This window comes from Albibacterium bauzanense (assembly GCF_004339765.1).
Lineage (GTDB): Bacteria > Bacteroidota > Bacteroidia > Sphingobacteriales > Sphingobacteriaceae > Albibacterium > Albibacterium bauzanense.
On record NZ_SMGO01000002.1, the window covers coordinates 369,379 to 391,053 of the forward strand.

24 protein-coding genes are annotated in these 21,675 nt (G+C 35.2%); 12 read left to right on the forward strand and 12 right to left on the reverse strand.

Annotated elements, in window-relative coordinates:
• Positions 1–58: 58 nt before the first annotated feature.
• Together C8N28_RS07465 and C8N28_RS07470 are read right to left on the reverse strand one after the other, a co-directional pair.
• The gene (locus C8N28_RS07465; protein ID WP_132223215.1) at positions 59–2,107 is read right to left on the reverse strand and encodes a dipeptidyl-peptidase 3 family protein; all 2,049 of its coding nucleotides are present in this window, start codon (positions 2,105–2,107) and stop codon (positions 59–61) included.
• 26 nt (positions 2,108–2,133) lie between these two features.
• Positions 2,134–2,343 carry an alkylphosphonate utilization protein gene (locus tag C8N28_RS07470; RefSeq protein ID WP_132223218.1) on the reverse strand — a complete coding sequence of 70 codons (210 nt, stop codon included), beginning with the start codon at positions 2,341–2,343 and terminating at the stop codon, positions 2,134–2,136.
• Positions 2,344–2,629: 286 nt separating this feature from the next.
• On the opposite strand from C8N28_RS07470, the gene C8N28_RS07475 reads away from it, so the two are divergent.
• Complete coding sequence (locus C8N28_RS07475; protein ID WP_132223221.1) at positions 2,630–3,142, forward strand: hypothetical protein; 513 nt, start codon at positions 2,630–2,632, stop codon at positions 3,140–3,142.
• Between the two features lie 16 nt (positions 3,143–3,158).
• Here the strand turns inward: C8N28_RS07475 and trmB are convergent, their stop codons facing one another.
• Positions 3,159–3,821 carry a tRNA (guanosine(46)-N7)-methyltransferase TrmB gene (trmB, locus tag C8N28_RS07480; RefSeq protein WP_132223224.1) on the reverse strand — a complete coding sequence of 221 codons (663 nt, stop codon included), beginning with the start codon at positions 3,819–3,821 and terminating at the stop codon, positions 3,159–3,161.
• A 73-nt stretch (positions 3,822–3,894) separates the two neighbouring features.
• Between trmB and C8N28_RS07485 the strand changes: the two genes are divergently transcribed.
• Complete coding sequence (locus C8N28_RS07485; protein WP_132223227.1) at positions 3,895–4,821, forward strand: GDP-L-fucose synthase family protein; 927 nt, start codon at positions 3,895–3,897, stop codon at positions 4,819–4,821.
• Here the strand turns inward: C8N28_RS07485 and C8N28_RS07490 are convergent.
• From C8N28_RS07490 to C8N28_RS07510, 5 genes are all read right to left on the reverse strand, one after another.
• On the reverse strand, positions 4,818–5,285 hold the full coding sequence (locus C8N28_RS07490; RefSeq protein ID WP_132223230.1) for a hypothetical protein: 468 nt from the start codon (positions 5,283–5,285) through the stop codon (positions 4,818–4,820). The genes C8N28_RS07485 and C8N28_RS07490 overlap by 4 nt on opposite strands.
• Positions 5,272–5,637 carry a hypothetical protein gene (locus C8N28_RS07495; RefSeq protein ID WP_132223233.1) on the reverse strand — a complete coding sequence of 122 codons (366 nt, stop codon included), beginning with the start codon at positions 5,635–5,637 and terminating at the stop codon, positions 5,272–5,274. The genes C8N28_RS07490 and C8N28_RS07495 overlap by 14 nt, the downstream gene beginning before the upstream one ends.
• 63 nt (positions 5,638–5,700) lie before the next feature.
• Positions 5,701–5,970 carry a YtxH domain-containing protein gene (locus C8N28_RS07500; RefSeq protein ID WP_132223236.1) on the reverse strand — a complete coding sequence of 90 codons (270 nt, stop codon included), beginning with the start codon at positions 5,968–5,970 and terminating at the stop codon, positions 5,701–5,703.
• A 171-nt stretch (positions 5,971–6,141) separates the two neighbouring features.
• On the reverse strand, positions 6,142–6,333 hold the full coding sequence (locus C8N28_RS07505) for a cold-shock protein (RefSeq protein WP_132223239.1): 192 nt from the start codon (positions 6,331–6,333) through the stop codon (positions 6,142–6,144).
• 118 nt (positions 6,334–6,451) lie between these two features.
• Entirely contained in the window at positions 6,452–8,155 is a 1,704-nt protein-coding gene (locus C8N28_RS07510; RefSeq protein ID WP_132223242.1) for a glycoside hydrolase family 3 protein, read from the reverse strand.
• Positions 8,156–8,386: 231 nt separating this feature from the next.
• Between C8N28_RS07510 and C8N28_RS13915 the strand changes: the two genes are divergently transcribed.
• The 10 genes from C8N28_RS13915 to argH all read left to right on the forward strand — a co-directional run bounded on the left by C8N28_RS13915 (position 8,387) and on the right by argH (position 17,720).
• Positions 8,387–8,521, forward strand: a complete 135-nt coding sequence (locus C8N28_RS13915; protein ID WP_262708401.1) for a hypothetical protein — start codon at positions 8,387–8,389, stop codon at positions 8,519–8,521.
• Positions 8,522–8,629: 108 nt separating this feature from the next.
• On the forward strand, positions 8,630–9,322 hold the full coding sequence (locus C8N28_RS07515) for a GNAT family N-acetyltransferase (protein WP_132223245.1): 693 nt from the start codon (positions 8,630–8,632) through the stop codon (positions 9,320–9,322).
• Positions 9,323–9,346: 24 nt separating this feature from the next.
• The gene (gene argG / locus C8N28_RS07520) at positions 9,347–10,540 is read left to right on the forward strand and encodes an argininosuccinate synthase (RefSeq protein WP_132223248.1); all 1,194 of its coding nucleotides are present in this window, start codon (positions 9,347–9,349) and stop codon (positions 10,538–10,540) included.
• Positions 10,541–11,530, forward strand: a complete 990-nt coding sequence (gene argC, locus C8N28_RS07525) for an N-acetyl-gamma-glutamyl-phosphate reductase (protein ID WP_132223251.1) — start codon at positions 10,541–10,543, stop codon at positions 11,528–11,530.
• A gap of 10 nt (positions 11,531–11,540) precedes the next feature.
• On the forward strand, positions 11,541–12,674 hold the full coding sequence (locus C8N28_RS07530) for an aspartate aminotransferase family protein (RefSeq protein WP_132223254.1): 1,134 nt from the start codon (positions 11,541–11,543) through the stop codon (positions 12,672–12,674).
• 28 nt (positions 12,675–12,702) lie between these two features.
• Positions 12,703–13,659: a Rossmann-fold NAD(P)-binding domain-containing protein gene (locus tag C8N28_RS07535; RefSeq protein WP_132223257.1), complete on the forward strand. Its 957-nt coding sequence runs from the start codon at positions 12,703–12,705 to the stop codon at positions 13,657–13,659.
• 15 nt (positions 13,660–13,674) lie between these two features.
• Positions 13,675–14,463 (forward strand): acetylglutamate kinase, encoded by a 789-nt coding sequence (argB, locus tag C8N28_RS07540; protein WP_132223260.1) that lies wholly within the window; start codon positions 13,675–13,677, stop codon positions 14,461–14,463.
• Positions 14,464–14,470: 7 nt separating this feature from the next.
• Entirely contained in the window at positions 14,471–15,280 is an 810-nt protein-coding gene (proC, locus tag C8N28_RS07545; protein ID WP_132223263.1) for a pyrroline-5-carboxylate reductase, read from the forward strand.
• Positions 15,281–15,288: 8 nt separating this feature from the next.
• Positions 15,289–16,356, forward strand: coding sequence for a M20 family metallo-hydrolase (locus C8N28_RS07550; RefSeq protein WP_132223266.1), 1,068 nt, complete (start codon positions 15,289–15,291; stop codon positions 16,354–16,356).
• A 32-nt stretch (positions 16,357–16,388) separates the two neighbouring features.
• Positions 16,389–17,720: an argininosuccinate lyase gene (gene argH / locus C8N28_RS07555; RefSeq protein WP_132223269.1), complete on the forward strand. Its 1,332-nt coding sequence runs from the start codon at positions 16,389–16,391 to the stop codon at positions 17,718–17,720.
• Between the two features lie 30 nt (positions 17,721–17,750).
• Here argH and hisS read toward each other — a convergent pair whose 3' ends face one another.
• The 4 genes from hisS to C8N28_RS07575 form a co-directional block, all read right to left on the reverse strand.
• Positions 17,751–19,130: a histidine--tRNA ligase gene (gene hisS / locus C8N28_RS07560; RefSeq protein WP_132223272.1), complete on the reverse strand. Its 1,380-nt coding sequence runs from the start codon at positions 19,128–19,130 to the stop codon at positions 17,751–17,753.
• A gap of 76 nt (positions 19,131–19,206) precedes the next feature.
• Positions 19,207–19,890 (reverse strand): metal-dependent hydrolase, encoded by a 684-nt coding sequence (locus tag C8N28_RS07565; RefSeq protein WP_132223275.1) that lies wholly within the window; start codon positions 19,888–19,890, stop codon positions 19,207–19,209.
• A gap of 7 nt (positions 19,891–19,897) precedes the next feature.
• On the reverse strand, positions 19,898–20,203 hold the full coding sequence (locus tag C8N28_RS07570) for a YbaB/EbfC family nucleoid-associated protein (RefSeq protein WP_132223278.1): 306 nt from the start codon (positions 20,201–20,203) through the stop codon (positions 19,898–19,900).
• A gap of 47 nt (positions 20,204–20,250) precedes the next feature.
• Complete coding sequence (locus C8N28_RS07575; protein ID WP_132223281.1) at positions 20,251–21,432, reverse strand: serine hydrolase domain-containing protein; 1,182 nt, start codon at positions 21,430–21,432, stop codon at positions 20,251–20,253.
• Positions 21,433–21,675 lie beyond the last annotated feature (243 nt).

Here is a 21,675-nt window from a genome sequence, read left to right on the forward strand (position 1 = left end):
ATCGTAAATAAAAAAGCCTGCTTTTGTTAAAGCAGGCTTAAAATTCGAAGAATAAGTATTAATTGTTAACTGGTAAAAAGGAATAATTCTTCCCGTATTCGATCATTTGTTCAAAGAATGATGTTGGATATTCAATTTTAACATCAGCAATCTTTCCATCTTTCATAACAGGAACCAGGCGTGGTTGAATAAATCCTTTGTAAGCTTTTAGATTCAACCCTGCAAAACGATTAAGAACTTCTTTATGCAGTTCTTGATTAACTTTTACACCATAGGTTTCTACCAAGTTTTTGCCAGCTTCATAGTCACCTTCTGATTTAATGCGCTGTATTTCTTTTAATAGAGATCCAAATAGTTCGCGTAACTTCTCATAATCATTAATCTGTATATATGTTTTACCGTTCTCTTTTACGAACTCAACCACATTGTCTTTCTTTCCTTTTTCATATACCCAATAAGCATTTAAAGCGCGATTTCTCATATGAGCCTCTTCAATATCATCGCCTGCTTTTAAACGGGTTAACTGAGTCATTAATCCATTCATCATATAGCTATCATATTCAGCTTTTCCAACCTCTAAACTTTCCATAACGCCCAAATCGATAAGCTTTTTATCCATTAAATAATAAAGAGCTACCAGATCTGCACGTGCTTCTTCTAAAGTAGAAGCATATGTTTTTAACGTTTTATCAGGTGTCCCAACACCGGGATTAATTTGTCCTGAAGCATGACCAATACATTCGTGCATATCGGTATGTAAATCGCTTGCCAGGTTCCCGTATTTTTTCATACGACTAATAACTGCAGGATCTTTAACAAACTCTTCCAGAAAACCGCTGTTAGTACTGCTCTCATTGTAAGCATGAACAATGTTGCTTAAAGAAACGGACTTAGAACCGTAATCTTTCCTGATCCAATCTGAATTTGGAAGATTTATTCCAATTGGAGTGCTTGGCGCAGCATCTCCCGATTCTACAATAACGGTAATAGCTTTTGCACTAATTCCTTTCACTTCTTTCTTTTTATGAGCAGGCTCCAAAGGAGAGTTATCTTCAAACCATTGAGCTTCATCTGCAATTGCTTTGATACGTTTCGTAGTTTCAAAATCACGAAGTGACAATACTCCCTCGAAGCTTCCTTTGATACCAAGAGCATCATTATAAACCTCTATAAACCCGTTAGCGAAATCAATTACACTGGCTGTGTCCTGCACCCATGAGATATTGTATTCATCCCATTTCTTAAGATCTCCGGTTTTATAGTATTCAATTAACAGATTGAGTGATTTTTGCTGATGATCATTCTCAGCAACAGCAGATGCTTTCTCTAACCAGTATATCACTTTATCGATAGCGGTACCATACATACCTCCCGATTTCCATACTTGTTCAATTAAGGCTCCATTCTTTTTAGTTAATTTACTGTTTAATCCCCATTCCGGTTCATGATCGCTTTGTGGAAATGTAGCATAAAATGCTTCTACTTCCTTCTGCGTAACGTTCTCATAAAAGTTATTGGCAGATCCGACAACATTATCGATACCTTCTTTTAAGTTAACCATTTTAGGAGCAAAATTAGGATCGAATATAACAGGCTCTATGCGTGCCAAAAACTGGTCTATATTTTCTCCATTTTCTAAAGGAAGGTTTTCTTCATTTACAGCCTTCACTAATGATGTAAAATACTCTTCATTAAATCCCGGAGTAAATTTATCATTAGAATAATGATGGTAAATTCCATTGCTAAACCAAACCTGGCCAGCATAGGTTTTAAAAGCTTCCCACTCCTGGCCTGTTTTATCAGTTGCTGGGTTCTCCCAGATAGCTTCGATAGTTTTACGCACAAAAAGATTGTACTTCCCTCGCTGATCATAAATAATATCTCTTCCTGAAAGCGCTGCCTCGTATAGATAATAAGCGAGTTCTTTTTGTTTAGGATCTAAACTATCCCAACCAGGAACATCATATTTAAGGATCTGGAGATCTGCAAACGACTCTAACTGATTAGTCGCAGCTTCAGCTGTTTCATTCTCTGGGTTACTTCTACATGCAGAAAAGAATACGACTGTAGACAGTAAAACTATTCCGATAATGGGTTTATTTATCATAACGTATTTGTTAAGCGGTAAAATTCTTATGCTCTTTTTAGGAATTCTGTACGAAGTACAATCCTTGTTTTTTCAACTTTACAATCCACTTCATCCGGATCATCAGTTAGGCGAATATTTTTTACAACAGTTCCTTTTTTAACAGTCAACTGCGTCCCTTTTACTTTTAAACTTTTGATAACAATTACTGAATCGCCATCATTCAATAGATTCCCATTTGAGTCTTTTACTTCCATATTTCCCGTGTTAAACTAAGATTAAATTCAAAAAAATATCCTCAAACTTAAGATAAATATATGAAATAAAATATTTAAGCCAACACAAGCGCAGCCTTAAGAAAGAGGATTCTTCCCTATTTTGACTGGATTTAGATCAACCTTTCTTCATTAAAGAATTACATTTAAAAGGTAAGAATATTCTTCTGCCTCTCAAACATTCTACTTGTAATTACGTTTAGTTCCTAGTAAACAGTTCAACCACTTACCCTTTATCTTAAGATTACAAAATTTAAAACCTAAAACGATGTTAGAAAATCTAGAAAACCTAATAAGAGAAAATGCCCAAGGAGCAATTATAAATAATAATGCTATTCCGAATGAAAAGAACGAAGCTGTAATTCACGCAGCATCAACTTCCATCGTAGACGTTTTAAAGCAAAAACTCGCATCTGGAGACATAAATGGCCTAATCAATTCATTTAAACAGGAAGGGGCAAACGCGGGTACAACAAGTGAAGTGTCAAATACATTTACAAACAAATTGCAGGACTTAGGAATCAATATGGATACTGCAAAGTCATTGGCATCATCCTTTATTCCAGCAATATTGGCACAATTCACTAAAAAAACTAATGATCCGAATGATAGCTCATTTGATTTCCAAGACATTGTTTCTAGCATCTCAGGTGCTGATGGAAAATTTCAATTATCTGATCTTACCGATCTATTCAATAAAGGAGGCGCAGATAGTGGAGGTGCAGATGAGCAAACAAACAATCAAGGAAGTATTGTAGATAAATTAAAAGGATTATTTTAATTTATCTAAATGGCTTTTAAACGACAGTTTTCTTTAAAAGCCATTTCAGATAATTAATATTCTTACCTACATCAAGATATTTCTTTTCGTAATAAGTCTTGATCGATAAAGTATCGTCTAAAAGATCTGAATGGTAAAGGTCGGTTGTATTCGCTATTATATGCTCTCCAAGCCCTTCTAATTTTTCAAAAGTATATTGATACAGACCATCATTATCTGTTTTTAAATGCATAAAACCGCCATCTTCAAGTAATATACGATAGGTATCCAGAAAGCGGTCGTAGGTTAATCTTTTCTTTTCTCTGCTCACTTGTGGTTGTGGGTCTGGAAATGTTATCCAGATTTCTGAGACTTCCGACTCTGAAAAATAAGCTAATATATCTTCAATCTGGATTCTCAAAAAGGCAACATTCTTAACAGATTCCTGGATCGCCGCTTTTGCTCCCATCCAAATTCTATTACCTTTATAGTCAATTCCGATAAAGTTCTTATCTGGAAAAGCTTTTGCCATATTTACTGAATATTCTCCTTTACCACAAGCCAGTTCAAGTACTATCGGATTATCATTATTAAAATGATTCTTTGACCAATTTCCTTTATTGACTAAGCCTTCTTCAAGCTGATATACATTTTCAAAAGTCCCAATTTCTGCAAACTTTCTTAGCTTATCTTTACCCATAAAATAGTATTGCTTTGCTTTATACTTTAATTGGGGCAAAAATAGTTTTATCTTTGGATATCATTATAGAAACGTGGAAAAAGACGCTAAAATATATATTGCGGGACATCGGGGAATGGTTGGGTCAGCTATTCTACGGAATTTAAAAGCCAAAGGATATTCCAGCTTCATATTACGGACTTCATCTGAACTTGATCTAAAAGACCAACAGGCTGTCATCCGTTTTTTCGAAAAAGAAAAACCTGACTATGTATTTTTAGCGGCAGCGAAAGTAGGTGGAATCAATGCAAATAATATATATAGGGCCGATTTCTTATATGATAATTTGAGTATACAGAATAATGTTATTCATTGCTCTTACTTGCAAGGAGTCAAAAAACTCTTGTTCTTAGGATCAAGTTGTATCTATCCGAAATTAGCACCACAGCCTCTTAAAGAGAAGTATATTTTAAGTGGTGAGCTTGAACCTACTAATGAGCCTTATGCCATTGCGAAAATTGCCGGCATTAAACTTTGTGAAGCGTATCGGGATCAATACGCTTGTAATTTCATTTCGGTAATGCCGACAAATCTATATGGAGTTAATGATAACTATCATCCGGATAATTCACATGTTTTACCTGCTTTAATTAGAAGATTTCATGAAGCCAAAGTCAATAACCTCGCTGAAGTGGTTATTTGGGGAAGTGGTAAACCCTTGCGTGAGTTTTTATTTGCCGACGATATGGCAGATGCATCAGTTTTTTTAATGGAGAACTACGACGAGAAAGAGTTCGTAAATATAGGCACAGGGAAAGAAATCAGTATTAGCGACCTAGCAAAACTGGTTAAAACAATCATTGGCTATGAAGGAAATATAGTATATGACTCAAGTAAGCCTGATGGCACTCCCAGAAAATTATTAGACGTTACTAAACTTACGAATCTTGGATGGCATTACAACACAGAACTAAGAGAAGGAATAGAGATTGCCTACAAAGACTTCCTTAAGAATAACTAATAGGTTTCACTATCCGGCGGAATGCCGTAATCTTTCGTCCCTTTGTTTGCCTTTTTTGTCTTAGGTCGTATTATATCAGTAAGCTTATCAATTATCTTTGTTATTTTATCCTGATTAATACCTCCTGCCATCTTTTGTGTGGCAATTAGCAATAAAGCCTTTTTTATAAATCCTGCTTTACGAAAAAGCACCTTATTAAAAAGAAAAGGCAAACCAACTCTCAATGAATTCGTTAGCCAGTCTGCATTTGAATCTGTTGTTCCAAATGCATTTACATTATGGTTTATCTTAGGGAACCATGAAGTGAGATTATTAACAAATCGGATAGGAGATTCTACCTTATTTTGCAATAAAATGAACTGATCACTTAAATAGCTTTCTTGCTCCTTCTGTAAAAGCTTTAATCGAGCGATTTCAGCCCTAAGCTCTTCAACATTTCTAATACTTCTATTATTTGCTATCATCTGATTCGTTCCATTTTTTAAAAAACTTTCTAATAGAAAGGTTAACTAGATTCTTTTCTATCCTTTCCTTAAATATTCTCAGAACAAGAATAAAGAGAATATATATACCAGTTACCGTTAAAAAACCTAAGGAGTTACTATCGAATAAATCACCGAAATAAAATCCTAAACTGATGCTTAAAAACAATAGCGCAAAAAAACAGAATATAATAAATAACCCATCAGTTATAATACCAGATACAAGATCAGAAACCCGACCAACAACCCTTAAGATTGTTAGTTCTTTTGTATTATCTATATATTCTTTTATCTTCTGCAGTACTCCTTGAAAAGAAAATTTCGGATCTTCCATTTTTTATATTTTAAAAGAAGGTTAATCATATCCATGCATTAACCTTCCTTTGTTCGTTTATATTCAGGCGTGTTCGTCTAAAGCATCTTCGAATTCTGCTTTCCCACGATTCATTTTCGTTTTAATAGAAGAAACAACTTTTTCCTTTAACTCATTAAACTGTTCTTTCTGTTCTGCTGAACGCTCTTTAATCGCTTCACCTAAATCTTTTAAAGACTCATTTATCTTTTCACGTGTATCTGTCCCTTTTTCAGGCGCAAATAATAATCCTAATGCCGCACCTGCAGCTAATCCTGCCAATAAAGCCGCAACTATCTTTGTGTTATCATTCATAAATCTAATATTTTAAAATATAACCATTTAAAGTCTCTCTTTAAATATACAAATTTATGTACAAACTGTTTGCCAAAAACCATTAAATCTGAATGTTTTCTAATTAAAAACAGGTTTAAAAAAAAAGAGGCCATCTTTACAGATGGCCTCTTCACGATTTATGAATTAGTTTTAGATAACTTTAACATTTACCGCATTAAGTCCTTTTTTGCCTTGCTCTACGTCGAAACTAACGTTGTCGTTTTCGCGTATGTTGTCAATTAGACCTGTTGAATGAACAAAGATTTCACTTTCTCCTGAGTTAGGAATTATGAATCCGAAACCTTTAGTTTCATTAAAAAATTTTACTACTCCTTCTTGCATGATTTTAAAATATAATATTAATAAAGTACAAAAGTGCGTAAAAATATTCTAATACTACTATATTTTTAATTTTCTTTTTTATTTCTCCACAAATTTCAAAATGAAAAAGAAAATTATATCAGAGTCCGTCCCCATATTTAAAGAAACTATTAACAGTTACAGGAAGCTTACCCTTGGTCTCTAGCTGTCTTAAAAATACTTTTGCTCCAGCATTCTGCATAATCTCATCATTTTGATAGGCTACAATAATTACAGGCGATGCTTCTATCCCAGGTAAAGAAGCTAATGTATAAGGATTGGCAAATACAACGAATTGTGAATTTCTACTTGCTAACTCACTGATAAAGAGTTTAACATTTTCATTATAATTTAAAACACTGCCCGGCCTTGCATTCCCGTCATGCAAGGCTATAATGATCTGATCGTAGTTCCTTAAAGCAGAATTCACTTTTACAATCTCATCAGCTGTAGCATTTGAACTCAGAATAAAATTTAACTGATTATCAAAAGACTTACTTAATATTTGCTGAAAGAAAGATATCTTTTCAATACCTATACTAATAACAGCAGTTTTCTTCGAAAATGAATTTCGCAATAACTCTTCTTTACCTTTTAACATGGTAATGGAGTTATCTGCCAATAATTGATTAAAACGTTTTGCTGAATCACGATTTAGATCGGCATAAAGATTCTGTGTTTGAATCGGTTTAAAATTATTCAGCCTCAACCAATATTTTGCTGCTAACACCTTCTTTACTCTTTTAGCTAATTCTTCCTTATCAATTCTGTTCATACGTATTGCTTTACGTATCATTTTATTTGCACGTTTACTATTCTGAGATAGTTCTAAAATATCATTACCTGCTATAATGGCACGCACATCTGCTTCTCCATCTTTAAAATATTTTACTACTCCTTCCATATCCATAGCATCCGTGAAAACCAATCCATTAAAATTCAATTCATTTTTTAAAAGGTCAGTCACTACATGTTTAGATAAAGATGAGGGTAAATTAGGTGTATTATCTAAACTCGGAATATTCAAATGAGCAACCATTACACCTGATGCCCCTTCCTCAATTAATTTTTTAAAAGGATAGATTTCTAAAGAATCTAGTCTTGATTTACTGAAATCCAATTTAGGTAAATCATAATGCGAGTTAACATCTGTATCGCCGTGGCCAGGAAAATGCTTTAAGCTGACAATAATTCCTTCACCCATCATTCCCTTCATATAGGCAGTGCCTTTTTGAGTAACGTTTTCCCTATTTTCACCAAACGAACGATAATTAATAACTGGATTACGCGGATTATTATTTATATCAACAACTGGTGCGAAATTTATATTTACACCTAGTCGTTTAAGATCTTTGGCTACCTCTTGCCCCATTCTATAAATCAATGTATTATCTTGAATGGCACCTAATGCCATCTGATAAGGATAAGAAATAGTAGAATCAGGCAATCGCATACCTAAGCCCCACTCTCCATCTATTGCTACCAACAATGGAACCTCAGCTAAATTCTGGTACCTGTTAATAAGATCTGCATGCCTGACCGGGCCTCCTTGAAAAAGAAGTATTCCGCCTAATTTTTCCTTCTTAATAACTTTTGCAACAGAATCAATATAGCTTTGTCCTAAATTAGTATGGGTACGTACCATGAATAACTGAGCGATCCTTTCGCGCTTATTTAATTTCTTATAAACCGAATCTACCCAATCATGTTGTTGATTAATGAAGGTTACAAAATCACGCTCTTCCTGAGCCTTTAATTGACTACTAAAAGACAAAAAGATTATTAATAAAACTATATTTTTCATGGAAGCAAATTACATCTCAAATATACTAATGGTAATTCATTCTGAATCCTAAACGATTTAATCCTTTTATAATATTTATAAATTTTCAAGGTTTTTTCAATGAAAATTATCATTTAATTTATGGAATACCTTCCCTGTGTCAAATTACTTTAATGAAAATTAAAAAAATAACAAAACTTTATTTATTTATAGATTATATTTTCTACATTTGTTGTCAGATTTTTTATAACAATGAAATCATTTTTAAACGATACAAACCTTATTCCTGCAGCACATAAAAGTGCTGTGTCACTGGATATTTGTATTCTTCGTTTTGCCAGCACACCTGCTTTAAGAGTCCGACGACCCCTAAAGCCAAGGGCTTAATATTGGCATATCTCAGTTATTTTTGAAGAAAGTCCCTCTTCAAAAATTAATCAATAAATTTTTATCTTATATTAAAACGATTGTTTTAACAATAATGAATTTGTACAAATGAACCTTTCAGATTTCATTGTAGTTCCTGCGACAGAAGTACATACCAAATATGCAGAACAAATCTGCACAGAAATGGCTGAATCAGCCAAAGCACGTGGTACTGGAATAGCGCGCAGAAAACCCGAATATGTTGCAAAAAAAATGCAAGAAGGGAAAGCAGTAATCGCTTTAACTAAAGAAGAAGGATTATGGGCAGGCTTTTGCTATATAGAAACCTTTAGCCATGGCGAGTACGTTGCAAATTCTGGACTAATTGTTAATCCCGAATATCGTCAATGTGGATTAGCTAAGGCTATAAAGAAAAGGATTTTCTTGCTCTCAAGAGAAAAATATCCAACTGCCAAAATATTTGGTTTAACAACAGGTCGGGCAGTCATGAAGATAAATTCAGAGCTAGGCTATGAACCTGTCACTTATTCTGAACTTACAGACGACGAAGAATTTTGGAAAGGTTGCCAAAGCTGTGTAAATTACGAAACTTTATTAAGCAAGAATAAGAAAAACTGTATTTGTACAGCGATGCTTTGGGATCCGGTGGAAAAAGAAAAAGAGATTCGACAAAAGATTGAAGATAAAGCTCGTGCAAAAGAGCGTCTAAAACAGATCACCAAAAAATCGTCTCTTTTAAAAAGACTTAGTCTGAAATTTAGACGCTCAACCAAGATAGTTTTAACAATGATTCTCCATTAATTAAATAAGTTCAACAAAATAAAAATGAAGAAAAAAGTAGTATTAGCTTATAGCGGCGGATTAGATACATCATATTGTGTAATTTACTTAACTCGTGATCTGGGTTTAGAAGTACATTCTGTTTTAGTAAATACAGGAGGCTTTTCTGATGAGGAACTTAAACAAGTAGAAAAAAGAGCCTATGATATGGGAGTAACTTCACATAGGACAGTAGATGAAGTTGAAAACTATTATGAGAGCAGTATTAAATACTTAATCTTTGGTAATGTTTTAAAAAATGCTACTTACCCCCTTTCTGTAAGTGCGGAACGAGTTTCACAAGCTACTGCCATAGCAAAGTACGCGAAAGAAATAAACGCTGACTTCGTAGCTCATGGAAGTACGGGTGCAGGAAACGATCAGGTTCGCTTTGACATGATCTTCAATATATTAATACCTGAAGTAGCTATTATTACTCCAATTCGGGATATGCAGTTAAGCCGGGAAGAAGAGATTGCTTATTTGCAAAAGCATGGAGTGGAATTTAATGCAGAAAAAGCTAAATATTCAATTAATAAAGGAATATGGGGAACTTCGGTAGGAGGAAAAGAAACACTAACTTCCGATCAAACCTTACCAGAAGAAGCATGGCCTACCCCAATTACTTCAACTGAGGCACAAAAGGTAGTAATCGAATTTAAACAAGGCGAACCAGTAGCTTTAAATGGGGTACAGTTAAAACCTACAGAAGTTATACAAAAACTCCAAAAGATTGCTCAGCCTTATGGAATTGGCAGAGATATCCATGTGGGAGATACGATTATTGGAATAAAAGGAAGAGTAGGATTCGAAGCCGCTGCACCTATAATTATCATTAAAGCACATCACACGCTTGAGAAACATACACTTACAAAGTGGCAATTAAGCTGGAAAGATCAATTAGCTGCCTTTTATGGTAACTGGATGCATGAAGGGCAATTCCATGATCCGGTAATGCGTGATATTGAAGCATTTTTATCTAACTCACAAGAATTTGTGAATGGAAAAGTAATCGTAGAGCTTAATCCTCATCGTTTCCAGATTATCGGCATTGAGTCAGAAAATGATCTTATGTCAAATAAATTCGGAAGCTATGGAGAAATGAACAAATCATGGACGGCAGATGATGTGAAAGGTTTTTCAAAGATATTTGGCAACCAGGTTATGATTTGGCATAAAATCAACAAAGGAGAAAATTAAATGGATTCACAAGAGAAAATAAAAATAGGTATTGTTGGTTCTGCCGGATATACAGGAGGGGAGCTAATCAGATTACTCATTTATCATCCGTATGCAAACATTGTTTTTGCACATAGTGAGAGCAATGGAAGTAAACCTGTTTCTTCTGTACATACAGATCTCATTGGAGAAACTGATCTTAACTTCTCTAATACTCTCAGCAACGATATTGATGTTCTATTTTTATGTGTCGGTCATGAAAATGCTCGTAAATTCCTATCTGAAACTAATATACCTCAACATATTCGAATAATAGATCTGAGTCAGGATTTTAGACTAACTGCAAATTCTAATTTTCAAGGAAGAGAATTTATCTACGGCCTGCCAGAATTACAACGCGATAAAATCAAAGTTGCTCGCAATATTGCAAATGCAGGTTGCTTTGCAACTACTATTGAACTTGCGCTGTTACCACTTGCAAATAAAGGGTTAATAAACTCTGAGGTTCATGTAAATGCTACTACGGGCTCAACCGGTGCTGGTCAAAACCCAAGTGCAACTTCTCATTATAGCTGGAGAAATGATAATCTTTCTGCGTATAAAATATTTGAGCATCAACATTTACTAGAGATAGGAGAAGTACTCTCTAACGCTTCTCAGCAAAGTCCGGTCATAAATTTCATCCCTCAACGGGGTGCCTTTTCTAGAGGGATCTTTGCTACAAGTTATTTAAAGAGCGATCTCAGTATTGAAGAAGCTTACAATATATATGAAGGGTTCTATAACTCGCATTCATTTACGCATGTTAGCCGAAATAATATTGACTTGAAACTAGTTGTAAATACAAACAAATGCTTGTTACACCTGGTGAAGCATCAAGACAAGCTATTAATTATTAGCATGACCGATAACCTTATTAAAGGAGCAAGCGGCCAGGCTGTACAAAATATGAATATTATGTTTGGTGTGGATGAGCATGCAGGGCTCAACCTAAAATCAAGCGTTTTTTAATCCGGAACTCATGAAACCTTTCGATGTATACCCTCTAAATCCAATTGAAATTACCAAAGCTTTGGACTTAAAGGTTTGGGATAACAAAGGGATAGAATACTTAGATCTATATGGCGGACACGCGGTTATTTCGATAGGTCATACTCATCCTCATTATGTAAAAAGACTTACTGATCAATTAAACAAAGTAGCTTTTTATTCTAATTCAATTGAAAATCCACTACAGGTTCAATTGTCTAATTTATTAGGACATATATCTGGTAAAGCAGAATATGATCTGTTTCTTTGTTCATCAGGAGCTGAAGCAAATGAAAATGCATTAAAGATTGCATCCTTCTATAACGGCAGGAAAAAAATTATAGCATTCAAAGGATCATTTCATGGTCGTACCTCATTGGCAGTTGCCTGTACCGATAATTCAAAAATAGTTTCTGCAGCAAACGCGCATGATGTTGAGTTCCTTCCTTTTAATGACCTGGAAGCCTTAGAAGCTGCCTTTGAAAGCTATGGAAATGAGGTCTCGTCTGTCATTATTGAAAGTATTCAAGGTGTTGGCGGCATCAAAGTAGCTACTCCTGAATTCTTATCGAAAATCAGAGAGCTCTGTAATGAGTATAATGCTGTGTTTATTGCCGATGAAGTTCAATGCGGTTATGGAAGAACCGGAGAATTCTATGCACAAGATTATTCGAATCAATTGGCAGATCTTTATACCATGGCAAAAGGGATGGGTAATGGCTTTCCAATCGGAGGGGTTGCTATTTCTTCTAAATTTAAACCATGGCATGGAATGCTAGGTACCACCTTTGGTGGAAGCCACTTAGCCTGCGCGGCAGCCATAGCGGTTTTAGAGGTAATTAACGAAGAGAATTTATTGGCAAATGCCGCTGAAATAGGAACTTATTTACTAAAGGAATTAAAATCTTTTGATAAAATATCTGAAGTAAGAGGAAGAGGCTTAATGATCGGTATTGAATTACCGCAGGAGCTAAATCAAATAAGGAAAAACTTGCTCTTTAAAGATCATATATTTACAGGAGTAGCGAATCCTAACATTATCCGTTTACTTCCTTCATTAACCATTTCTAAAAAAGATGCCGATTTCTTTTTAGAATCTTTAGATAAACGACTGAAGGAGGCTTAATTAATATTGCATAAATAAATCAAAGCAAATGAAAAAATTCTTCTCTGTAAAGGATGTACCTGATCTTCGGAAATTTATTTCTGAGGCAAAGAATGTAAAGGCAAACCCATTCGGTCAAGAAAATTTAGGAAAACACAAAACACTTGGTCTCATCTTTCTAAACCCAAGTCTTCGCACCCGATTAAGTACACAAAAAGCGGGGCTCAATCTGGGCATGCAAGTAATGGTAATGAATATGGGTCAGGAAGGATGGGCGCTTGAAACAAAGGATGGTGTAGTTATGGATGGTACTTCTGTAGAACATATTCGGGAAGCCGCTGCCGTTATTGGACAATACTGCGATATTGTTGGCTTACGTTCCTTTCCTTCTCTTAAAGATCGTGAGGCAGATTACACTGAAGAGCTTTTCAATAAATTCATGGAGTTCTGTAAAGTCCCTGTTGTAAGTTTAGAAAGTGCAACTCGTCACCCTTTACAAAGCTTTGCCGATCTATTAACTATTGAAGAAGAGAAAAAGGTTGAGAAACCAAAAGTTGTTCTTACCTGGGCCCCTCATGTGAAAGCTTTGCCTCAGGCGGTTCCAAACTCCTTCGCAGAATGGATGAACAGAGCTCAAAAAGAAGGTATGATTGATTTTATAATTACTCATCCAAAAGGTTATGAGCTTTCAGAAGAATTTACTGAAGGAGTGACTATTACACATAATCAATCAGAAGCTATAAAGGATGCAGATTTTGTTTATGTAAAAAACTGGTCCGGCTTTCAAGAATACGGTAAAATAATTGCAACTGATGAAGAGTGGATGCTCAATTCCAAAAGGTTAAGCAATCATACCAAGGTTATGCATTGTTTACCGGTTAGAAGAGATGTTGAACTTGCCTCTGAAATATTAGACGGGCCACAATCGCTGGTTCAAACAGAAGCAGGAAATCGTTTATGGGCAGCGCAAACTGTTTTAAAAACTATTTTAGAAGACCTATCTTAGAGGCTGAAAAAGAAAATGAGGAAATTAACCGTCATCAAAATTGGAGGAAACATAATTGATAATCCCGATCAGTTAAAGAACTTCTTAAACAATTTTTCAGCGATTAAAGGTCCTAAGATATTAATCCACGGTGGTGGAAAAATAGCAACCAAGCTTGCCGCTGATTTAGGAATTGAAGCCAAGCTAATAGACGGACGTAGGGTAACTGATGAGCAAACGTTAGATATCGTAACCATGGTTTATGCAGGCTTGATTAATAAAAATATCGTTGCAGGTCTGCAAAGTTATGGATGTAACGCTATCGGACTCTCAGGTGCAGATGGGAACTGCATAAAAGCAATAAAAAGACCTGTAAAAACTATTGATTATGGATGGGTTGGCGACCTGTTAGAGAACTCGGTAAATGCAGAAAGCCTTATTGCTTTCTTAAATGCAGACTTCACTCCGGTCTTTTCCGCAATCACTCATGATGGAGAAGGACGGCTTTTAAACACCAATGCAGATACAATTGCTTCAAGCATAGCTGTTGCTCTATCATCCCATTTCGAAACCTCCCTTATTTATTGTTTTGAAAAAAAGGGTGTTTTAAGAGATGTCAATGATGAGGGTTCTGTTGTTTCAGAAATAAAAGAAAAAGATTTCATTCCTTTACAAAAAGAAGGTATAGTAACCGATGGAATGATTCCGAAGCTCCATAACGCTTTCGATGCAATAAATAAAGGTGTTAAGGAAGTTTTAATAGGTCAGGCTTCAGATCTTCCTCTTCTAAAAGAAAATAAATTTGGCTCACGAATACTGAAATAATAAGACAATGAAAAAAGTTACAATTATCGGATCGGGAAACATCGGTCTATCTTTAGCAAAAGGATTGGTTAACAAAGCCTTTTGTTCTCCAAAAGAAGTGACCTTAACTCGTAGAAATATCCAACATTTAACTGAAGCCGTTAGTCTTGGTTTTGAAATTAGTTCCAATAATGCCGAGGCAATAAAAGGCGCTCATATCATTGTTCTAGCTATTTTACCTCAGCAATTAAATGATGTGTTAGAAGAAATAGCAAATCATTTAGATCCTAAAAAACAATTGATTGTGTCGGTAATTTCTGGTGTAACCTGCCGGGATATCAAAAATAAGCTTGGTCAAGATATTCAGATTATTCGTGCAATGCCTAATACAGCCATTTCAATCGGCCAATCTATGACCTGTATTGCAGGTGAAGAAGCCAGTAAGGAAAACATGCAGGAGGTAACCCGAATGTTTGAAACCGTAGGGGCGGTGATGAAAATCAATGAAGATTTAATGACTGCTGCTACCGCTTTATGCTCTTGTGGTATCGCCTTTTTCTTAAGAGGAATCAGAGCGGCTTCTCAAGGAGGAGTGGAAGTAGGATTCCATGCTGATGAAGCATTAAAAATGGCTGTACAAACAGCTAAAGGTGCAGCCGATTTACTTTTACAGACACATAGCCATCCAGAAAGCGAAATAGATAAAGTAACATCTCCGAAAGGCTGTACAATAGCCGGACTAAATGAAATGGAACATAATGGGTTCAGTTCATCACTTATTAAAGGAATAAAATTATCAGCTATAAAAGCTGGTGGCTTATATAGTGCCGACAGCTAATTCATACTATGCAAAGTATACAGACTCTTACAAAGGAGAGTATTCTTCTTTTACAATCTCTAATTTGTATACCTTCATTTAGCAAGGAAGAAGATAAAACTGCCTTAGAAATAAGCCGGTTTTTAAGAGAATCTCAGATAGCATACCAACGAAAAGGTAATAATATCTGGTGTCATAACCGGTTCTTTGACCCTGATAAACCTACTATTCTTTTAAATTCACATCACGATACAGTTAAACCAAATTCAGGCTATACAAGAGATCCTTTTCTCTCTACTATTGAAGAAGATAAGTTATATGGCTTAGGGAGTAATGATGCTGGTGGCAGCTTAGTATCCTTACTTGCCGCATTTCGTTATTTCAATGATAAAAAAGATTTGAAATACAACCTTTGTTATGCAGCTACTGCAGAAGAAGAGATTTCTGGCAGAAATGGTATTGAATCTATATTTGATGATTTAGGGGAACTTGACTTTGCAATCGTCGGAGAACCAACTTTAATGCAGTTAGCAATAGCCGAGCGAGGATTAATGGTGATTGACTGTGAAGCAACAGGCAAAGCAGGGCATGCTGCAAGAAATGAAGGAGAAAATGCTATCTATAAAGCGATAGAAGATATAAATTGGTTCAGAACTTTCAGATTTCCAAAAGAGTCGACTGTATTCGGACCGATTTCAATGAATGTAACAATCATTGAGGCCGGATCACAACACAACGTTATTCCTGCCAGCTGTAAATTCACTGTCGATATCCGAGTGACGGATGCTTATAGCAATGAAGAAGTTCTAGAAATCATTCAACGACATATAAAGTCGCAAGCAATTGCTCGATCTACCAGATTAAAACCATCATCTATCTCTTTGAGCCACCCGATTGTTAAAGCAGGTATTGCCCTGGGTCATGAAACTTATGGCTCTCCTACTACGAGTGACCAAGCTCTGTTAAACATTCCATCCTTAAAATTAGGTCCTGGAGATTCGGCAAGGTCGCATATGGCTGATGAATATATTTACATCCATGAAATTGAAGAAGGAATAAAATTCTATATTCAAATCCTTGATTCCATACTACATTAATTACACGATTCTATCCATAAAGATAAACTGAAATGAAACTCTGGCAAAAAAATACAAAAACCGAAAATGCAGTAGATAAATTTACCGTAGGCCAAGACAGGGAATTAGATGTTCATTTAGCTGCTGCTGATATCTTAGGATCATTAGCACACACGCAAATGTTGGAAAGTATCGGGTTATTGACCAAAGCTGAATTAGTACAGATTCAAGAGGAATTAAAATCAATTTTCAAAGAAGTAGAAAAGGGTGATTTCAAAATCGATAGTGATGTAGAAGATGTACATTCTCAAATAGAATTTCTTCTTACCCAACGTATAGGAGAAGCCGGTAAAAAAATACATAGTGGACGTTCACGAAATGACCAGGTTTTAGTTGATCTAAAGTTATTTTTCAGAAGTGAGATTGAACATATCGCTAATAATACCAACCTGCTTTTTAATCAACTAATTAATTTAAGTGAGAAACATAAAGCAATCTTAATTCCCGGGTATACTCATCTTCAAATAGCGATGCCTTCATCCTTTGGATTATGGTTTGGTGCTTATGCAGAGAGTTTAATTGACGATCTGGAGATGATGTTAGCCGCATGGAAAGTCTGCAATAAAAACCCATTGGGTTCAGCTGCTGGTTATGGCTCTTCTTTTCCTTTGAACCGGACTCTTACAACCCAATTACTGGGTTTTGATACTTTAAATTACAATGTCGTATATGCACAGATGGGAAGAGGTAAAACTGAACGGGTTTTAGCCCAAGGCATGTCTTCTATTGCAGCAACACTTGCTAAATTCTCAATGGATGTCTGTTTATATATGAATCAAAACTTTGGTTTTCTCTCTTTTCCAGACGAGTTAACTACTGGATCCAGTATTATGCCTCATAAAAAAAATCCAGACGTGTTTGAACTTATCCGTTCTCGTTGTAATAAGATTCAAGCTTTACCCAATGAAATTGCTATGATGACTGTTAATTTGCCTTCCGGCTATCATCGTGATTTACAATTACTAAAAGAGAACCTATTCCCCGCATTTGAATCACTAAACGAATGTTTAATTATGTGTAATCATATGCTGGAGAATATTATTATAAAAAATAATATCATAGACGATACTAAATATGACTACTTATTTAGTGTTGAAGTGGTAAATAACGAAGTACTAAAAGGTGTGCCTTTTCGTGAAGCCTATAAGAATATCGGTATGTCTATAGAAAATGGAACCTTCAAACCTTTAAGAGAAGTAAATCATACACACGAAGGAAGCATTGGAAACCTATGCAACGAACAAATCAAGGATCAATTTAATAAGGTTTACAGCTCCTTTAACTTTAACAAAGTTAATCAAGCATTAAAGGAATTAGTTTCCTAAAAATAGGGTTAATGTATTAAGAGAATACACTTATTGCTCTCCAAAGTACTTTAACAACTCCGATTCTGTGAATTGCTGCTGGTCACCGCTTTTCATATCTTTAAGCGTATATACTCCTTTTTGCATTTCCTCTTCACCAACAAGAATAACAAAAGGAATATTCTTTGTATGAGCATAAGACATCTGCTTTTTCAATTTAGCAGCCGTTGGATATATTTCTACAGCAATACCTTGGGCCCGCAATCTTTGCAGAATCGGCAATGCATATCTTTCTGCAGCAGAGTCAAAATTACTAATTAATATTTTTGTCCCCTCTTCCGTATCTTCCGGAAATAAGTTGAGCTCTTCCAAAACGTCATATATTCTGTCTGCTCCAAAAGAAATACCAACACCGGTTAAACCCGCCAAGCCAAACATTCCCGTTAAATCATCATAGCGCCCACCGCCACCAATGCTTCCCATCACTACCTCATTAGTTTTAACTTCAAGAATAGTACCGGTATAATAGTTTAATCCACGTGCCAAGGTAATATCTAACTGCAGTTTTTCTAGAATTTGAGAATCAAGGACACCTACATAGGATATAACCTCCTCAATTTCCTCAATACCTTTTTTCCCAATTACCGATTCTCCCAAAAAGCTTTTTAATAAGTTTAATTGATCATCAATGTCTCCTGAAGACTCCAGTATTGGAGATAGTTTTTCCACATTATTATCCGTGAAGCCACGTTCAATCAACTCCTTCTTAACCCCATTCACACCTATCTTATCTAACTTATCAATAGCAACAGTCATTTCTATCAACAAATCGCTTCTGTCTAACACATCCGCAATGCCTGCTAAAACCTTCCTGTTGTTTATCTTTATATTAAAATCCTTTAACCCCAACTTCTGTAAGACTTCAAAATAAATGGCTATAAATTCTGCCTCATTTAAAAGGCTATCAGAACCAACAACATCTGCATCACACTGATAAAATTCACGATAGCGACCTCGTTGAGGGCGATCTGCACGCCAAACAGGCTGAATCTGATAACGCTTAAATGGATACGTGATCTCATTTTGATGCATAACCACATAGCGCGCAAAAGGAACTGTTAAATCATAACGAAGTGCCTTTTCTGAAATAATAGGAGTTAATGCTTTGGAGGAAATTGTACTCAACTGATCTTTGGATATCTTAGATAGATAATCTCCTGAATTCAATATCTTAAAGATTAATTGATCTCCTTCTTCTCCATATTTACCTGTTAAGGTATCCAGATTTTCAAAAGATGGAGTTTGTATTTCACTATAACCATACTTCTTAAAAACCGTTTTAATAGTATTGAAAATATAATTACGCTTCTCCATTACTATTGGAGAGAAATCACGGGTACCTTTTGCTAAAGTAGGTTTAAGCTTTGCCATATGCACAAATGTAATAATTACACCCCATTATGGAGTGAAGCATTATCAATTTCGAAGTAAAATAGAGTAAGATTTTTTATAAACTGATTTTCTCACCAATCTGCAATAAATGCAAATTCAATCCGGCCTCACGAAATTTCGAAATAGCCTCATCTGTATTAATTTTTATTGGAGGAAACGTATTATAATGGGTCCCAATAATATTCCTGCAATTAATAAACTTTGCTGCTTTTATTGCATCGCTAACATCCATTGTAAAAAACCCGCCGATTGGTAAAAAAGCCCAATCCAAGTTCTGATCGGCCAATAATTGCATTTCAAGTGTAAGAGCTGTATCTCCGGCAAAATAAATAATCTTACCTCCAGATTTTAACACATAGCCTGCTGCTACACCTGCATATCCTCCTTCAGGATTACTATTAGTATGCAAAGCATACACCATTTTAGCTGAGCCAAAATCAGTTGAAATAGTTCCACCAAAATTCATTCCTATTATCCTGTCTGCTGCAATTCCTTGCTTTTCAACCCAGTCAGCAGCTTCAACAATAGATACAACCTGTGAATTACCATTTCTCTGAATATCAACCAGATCAGCAACATGATCTCCATGACAATGGCTTAAAAATATATAATCAGGTTTTAAAGCCCCTACCTCAACATGTTTTGCTAATTTATTAGGAGTGATAAAAGGATCAAACAATACCTCAACATCATTTAAATTTAGTCCCACTGTTGAGTGGCCATAATAAATCGCTTCCATTTTTCAATTACTTATTAAACATCCCTCCAAGTCCGCCAAGCATATCTTTTGTAACTGCCTGCATTTCAGACTGATTAATCTCTTCAGCTTGTTTTAATGCCTTGTTAATTGCTGTTACCAACAGCTCTTCCAACCCTTCATTACCAATCTCTTTTAAATACTCAGGATCAATTATTACATTTTTAATCTCCTTATTAGCAGTTGCAATAACTTTAATCTTGCCTCCTTCAACTTCTCCGAAAACACTAATTGTATCAAGTCTCTTCTTTATTTCTTCTGCTTTCTGCTGCGCCTGGAACAATTTGTCAAACATCTCTTATAATTTTATTAAAAATACGAAATTTATAAAATATTATTATTTCAATCCATTAATTCACCATTTCCTGAATAAGCCCCCTGCCGAATTACCGGCATATCTAGTATCCCATATAAATCGTCTAAGCGATTTAAACTTGCATTTGCCATATTAGACAATAATATGATGGTGATATCATTCTTAAGATCCCGAATGTATAAGTTCTTAAATCCATGCCACCAACCTGTATGGTATGCTATAATATGGTCTCCTTTTTCATAGAGACGCCATCCATAACCATAATTAAAAACACCATTGGTAGGTTTACTTCTACCCACATAAGCAGAATCCAATAATTCTTTTCCTATAACCCGGCCTTCTACTAAGGCCCGGTCAAATAAATACAAATCATCTACTGTGCTATAGATTCCTTTGTCTCCAACAGGTCCGTCTAAAAAATTCTGAACTACAGAGCGTCGCCACACTTTATCATGACCAATAACCCTAGTCGGAATAGTTTCATAATCAGCCTTTGAGTAGACTGCAGTATTTTTCATCCCAAGTGGTTTGAATATATTCTCTTGCATAAAAACTGTAAAAGATTCGCCAGAAACCACTTCAACTATCGCTGCGAGAACCATGAAATTACTGTTATTGTAAAGAAACCTGGCATCAGGCACATTATACCGCCCAGGCTTATGCTCAATAAGCAGGTCGATTACCTCTTTATTAGTTAAGCCTTTTCTTTTATCCTTCCAGATTCCGTCTACAAAATAAACGTAATTGGGTAAACCCGACCGGTGACTCAAAAGCTGCTTAATAGTCACTCCTTCATACGGGAAATCAGGAAAGAAATCATTAACAGTTTGATCTAATCTCAACTTACCTTGTTCAATCAACATCAGAATTGCTGTGGCGGTTAAAGGCTTAGAAACAGATGCCAGTTCAAATTGAGAATTAATATTTAAACTATCACGATGTAAATAGTCTGCCCAGCCAAAAGAATTCTTATAAATAATCTTTCCGCCTTTTGCAACGAGTACATTTCCATTAAAAGCAGAACGACTATGTAATCTTTTCATAAACTCATCAATCCGTTTATCTGCATTCTCAGGAGAATAAACGAGCCGGATACTGTCTGTGATCTTTTGCTCTTCCTCCATTTTAATCCTTTTACTCTCGGCAGAAGAACAGGCAATTAAAGCTAAAGGAATAATAAAAACTAAAAGGTTTGTAATTTTCAACATATTTCAAAAGGGATTTCGCTCTTTAATAACGACGAAATTGCGTAAATAAATTCAAAAATCCGATTTTATTAACATCTAATAAAGTCAATTATTAAGAATCTACATTATAACAATTATCATCCTAAAATCAAATCCAATAGCTTTACTATTTATACTGATAATAAAGCAAGATTAAATTCAATTTAGAGAGAAGAGTCTTACTTGGAAAGGTATATATTTTTAACTTTGTGAATAAATAAAATA

Bases quoted from the DNA above. Each gene is read 5' to 3' on its own strand.
- argC (WP_132223251.1), top strand. From the start codon at position 10,541: ATGGATTCACAAGAGAAAATAAAAATAGGTATTGTTGGTTCTGCCGGA.
- argB (WP_132223260.1), top strand. From the start codon at position 13,675: ATGAGGAAATTAACCGTCATCAAAATTGGAGGAAACATAATTGATAAT.
- C8N28_RS07505 (WP_132223239.1), bottom strand. From the start codon at position 6,333: ATGCAAGAAGGAGTAGTAAAATTTTTTAATGAAACTAAAGGTTTCGGA.
- C8N28_RS07570 (WP_132223278.1), bottom strand. From the start codon at position 20,203: ATGTTTGACAAATTGTTCCAGGCGCAGCAGAAAGCAGAAGAAATAAAG.
- C8N28_RS07475 (WP_132223221.1), top strand. From the start codon at position 2,630: ATGTTAGAAAATCTAGAAAACCTAATAAGAGAAAATGCCCAAGGAGCA.
- C8N28_RS07495 (WP_132223233.1), bottom strand. From the start codon at position 5,637: ATGGAAGATCCGAAATTTTCTTTTCAAGGAGTACTGCAGAAGATAAAA.
- C8N28_RS07470 (WP_132223218.1), bottom strand. From the start codon at position 2,343: ATGGAAGTAAAAGACTCAAATGGGAATCTATTGAATGATGGCGATTCA.
- argH (WP_132223269.1), top strand. From the start codon at position 16,389: ATGAAACTCTGGCAAAAAAATACAAAAACCGAAAATGCAGTAGATAAA.
- C8N28_RS07535 (WP_132223257.1), top strand. From the start codon at position 12,703: ATGAAAAAATTCTTCTCTGTAAAGGATGTACCTGATCTTCGGAAATTT.
- proC (WP_132223263.1), top strand. From the start codon at position 14,471: ATGAAAAAAGTTACAATTATCGGATCGGGAAACATCGGTCTATCTTTA.
- C8N28_RS07565 (WP_132223275.1), bottom strand. From the start codon at position 19,890: ATGGAAGCGATTTATTATGGCCACTCAACAGTGGGACTAAATTTAAAT.
- C8N28_RS07490 (WP_132223230.1), bottom strand. From the start codon at position 5,285: ATGATAGCAAATAATAGAAGTATTAGAAATGTTGAAGAGCTTAGGGCT.
- C8N28_RS07465 (WP_132223215.1), bottom strand. From the start codon at position 2,107: ATGATAAATAAACCCATTATCGGAATAGTTTTACTGTCTACAGTCGTA.
- C8N28_RS07530 (WP_132223254.1), top strand. From the start codon at position 11,541: ATGAAACCTTTCGATGTATACCCTCTAAATCCAATTGAAATTACCAAA.
- hisS (WP_132223272.1), bottom strand. From the start codon at position 19,130: ATGGCAAAGCTTAAACCTACTTTAGCAAAAGGTACCCGTGATTTCTCT.
- C8N28_RS07515 (WP_132223245.1), top strand. From the start codon at position 8,630: ATGAACCTTTCAGATTTCATTGTAGTTCCTGCGACAGAAGTACATACC.
- C8N28_RS07510 (WP_132223242.1), bottom strand. From the start codon at position 8,155: ATGAAAAATATAGTTTTATTAATAATCTTTTTGTCTTTTAGTAGTCAA.
- trmB (WP_132223224.1), bottom strand. From the start codon at position 3,821: ATGGGTAAAGATAAGCTAAGAAAGTTTGCAGAAATTGGGACTTTTGAA.
- C8N28_RS07575 (WP_132223281.1), bottom strand. From the start codon at position 21,432: ATGTTGAAAATTACAAACCTTTTAGTTTTTATTATTCCTTTAGCTTTA.
- C8N28_RS07500 (WP_132223236.1), bottom strand. From the start codon at position 5,970: ATGAATGATAACACAAAGATAGTTGCGGCTTTATTGGCAGGATTAGCT.
- C8N28_RS13915 (WP_262708401.1), top strand. From the start codon at position 8,387: ATGAAATCATTTTTAAACGATACAAACCTTATTCCTGCAGCACATAAA.
- C8N28_RS07550 (WP_132223266.1), top strand. From the start codon at position 15,289: ATGCAAAGTATACAGACTCTTACAAAGGAGAGTATTCTTCTTTTACAA.
- argG (WP_132223248.1), top strand. From the start codon at position 9,347: ATGAAGAAAAAAGTAGTATTAGCTTATAGCGGCGGATTAGATACATCA.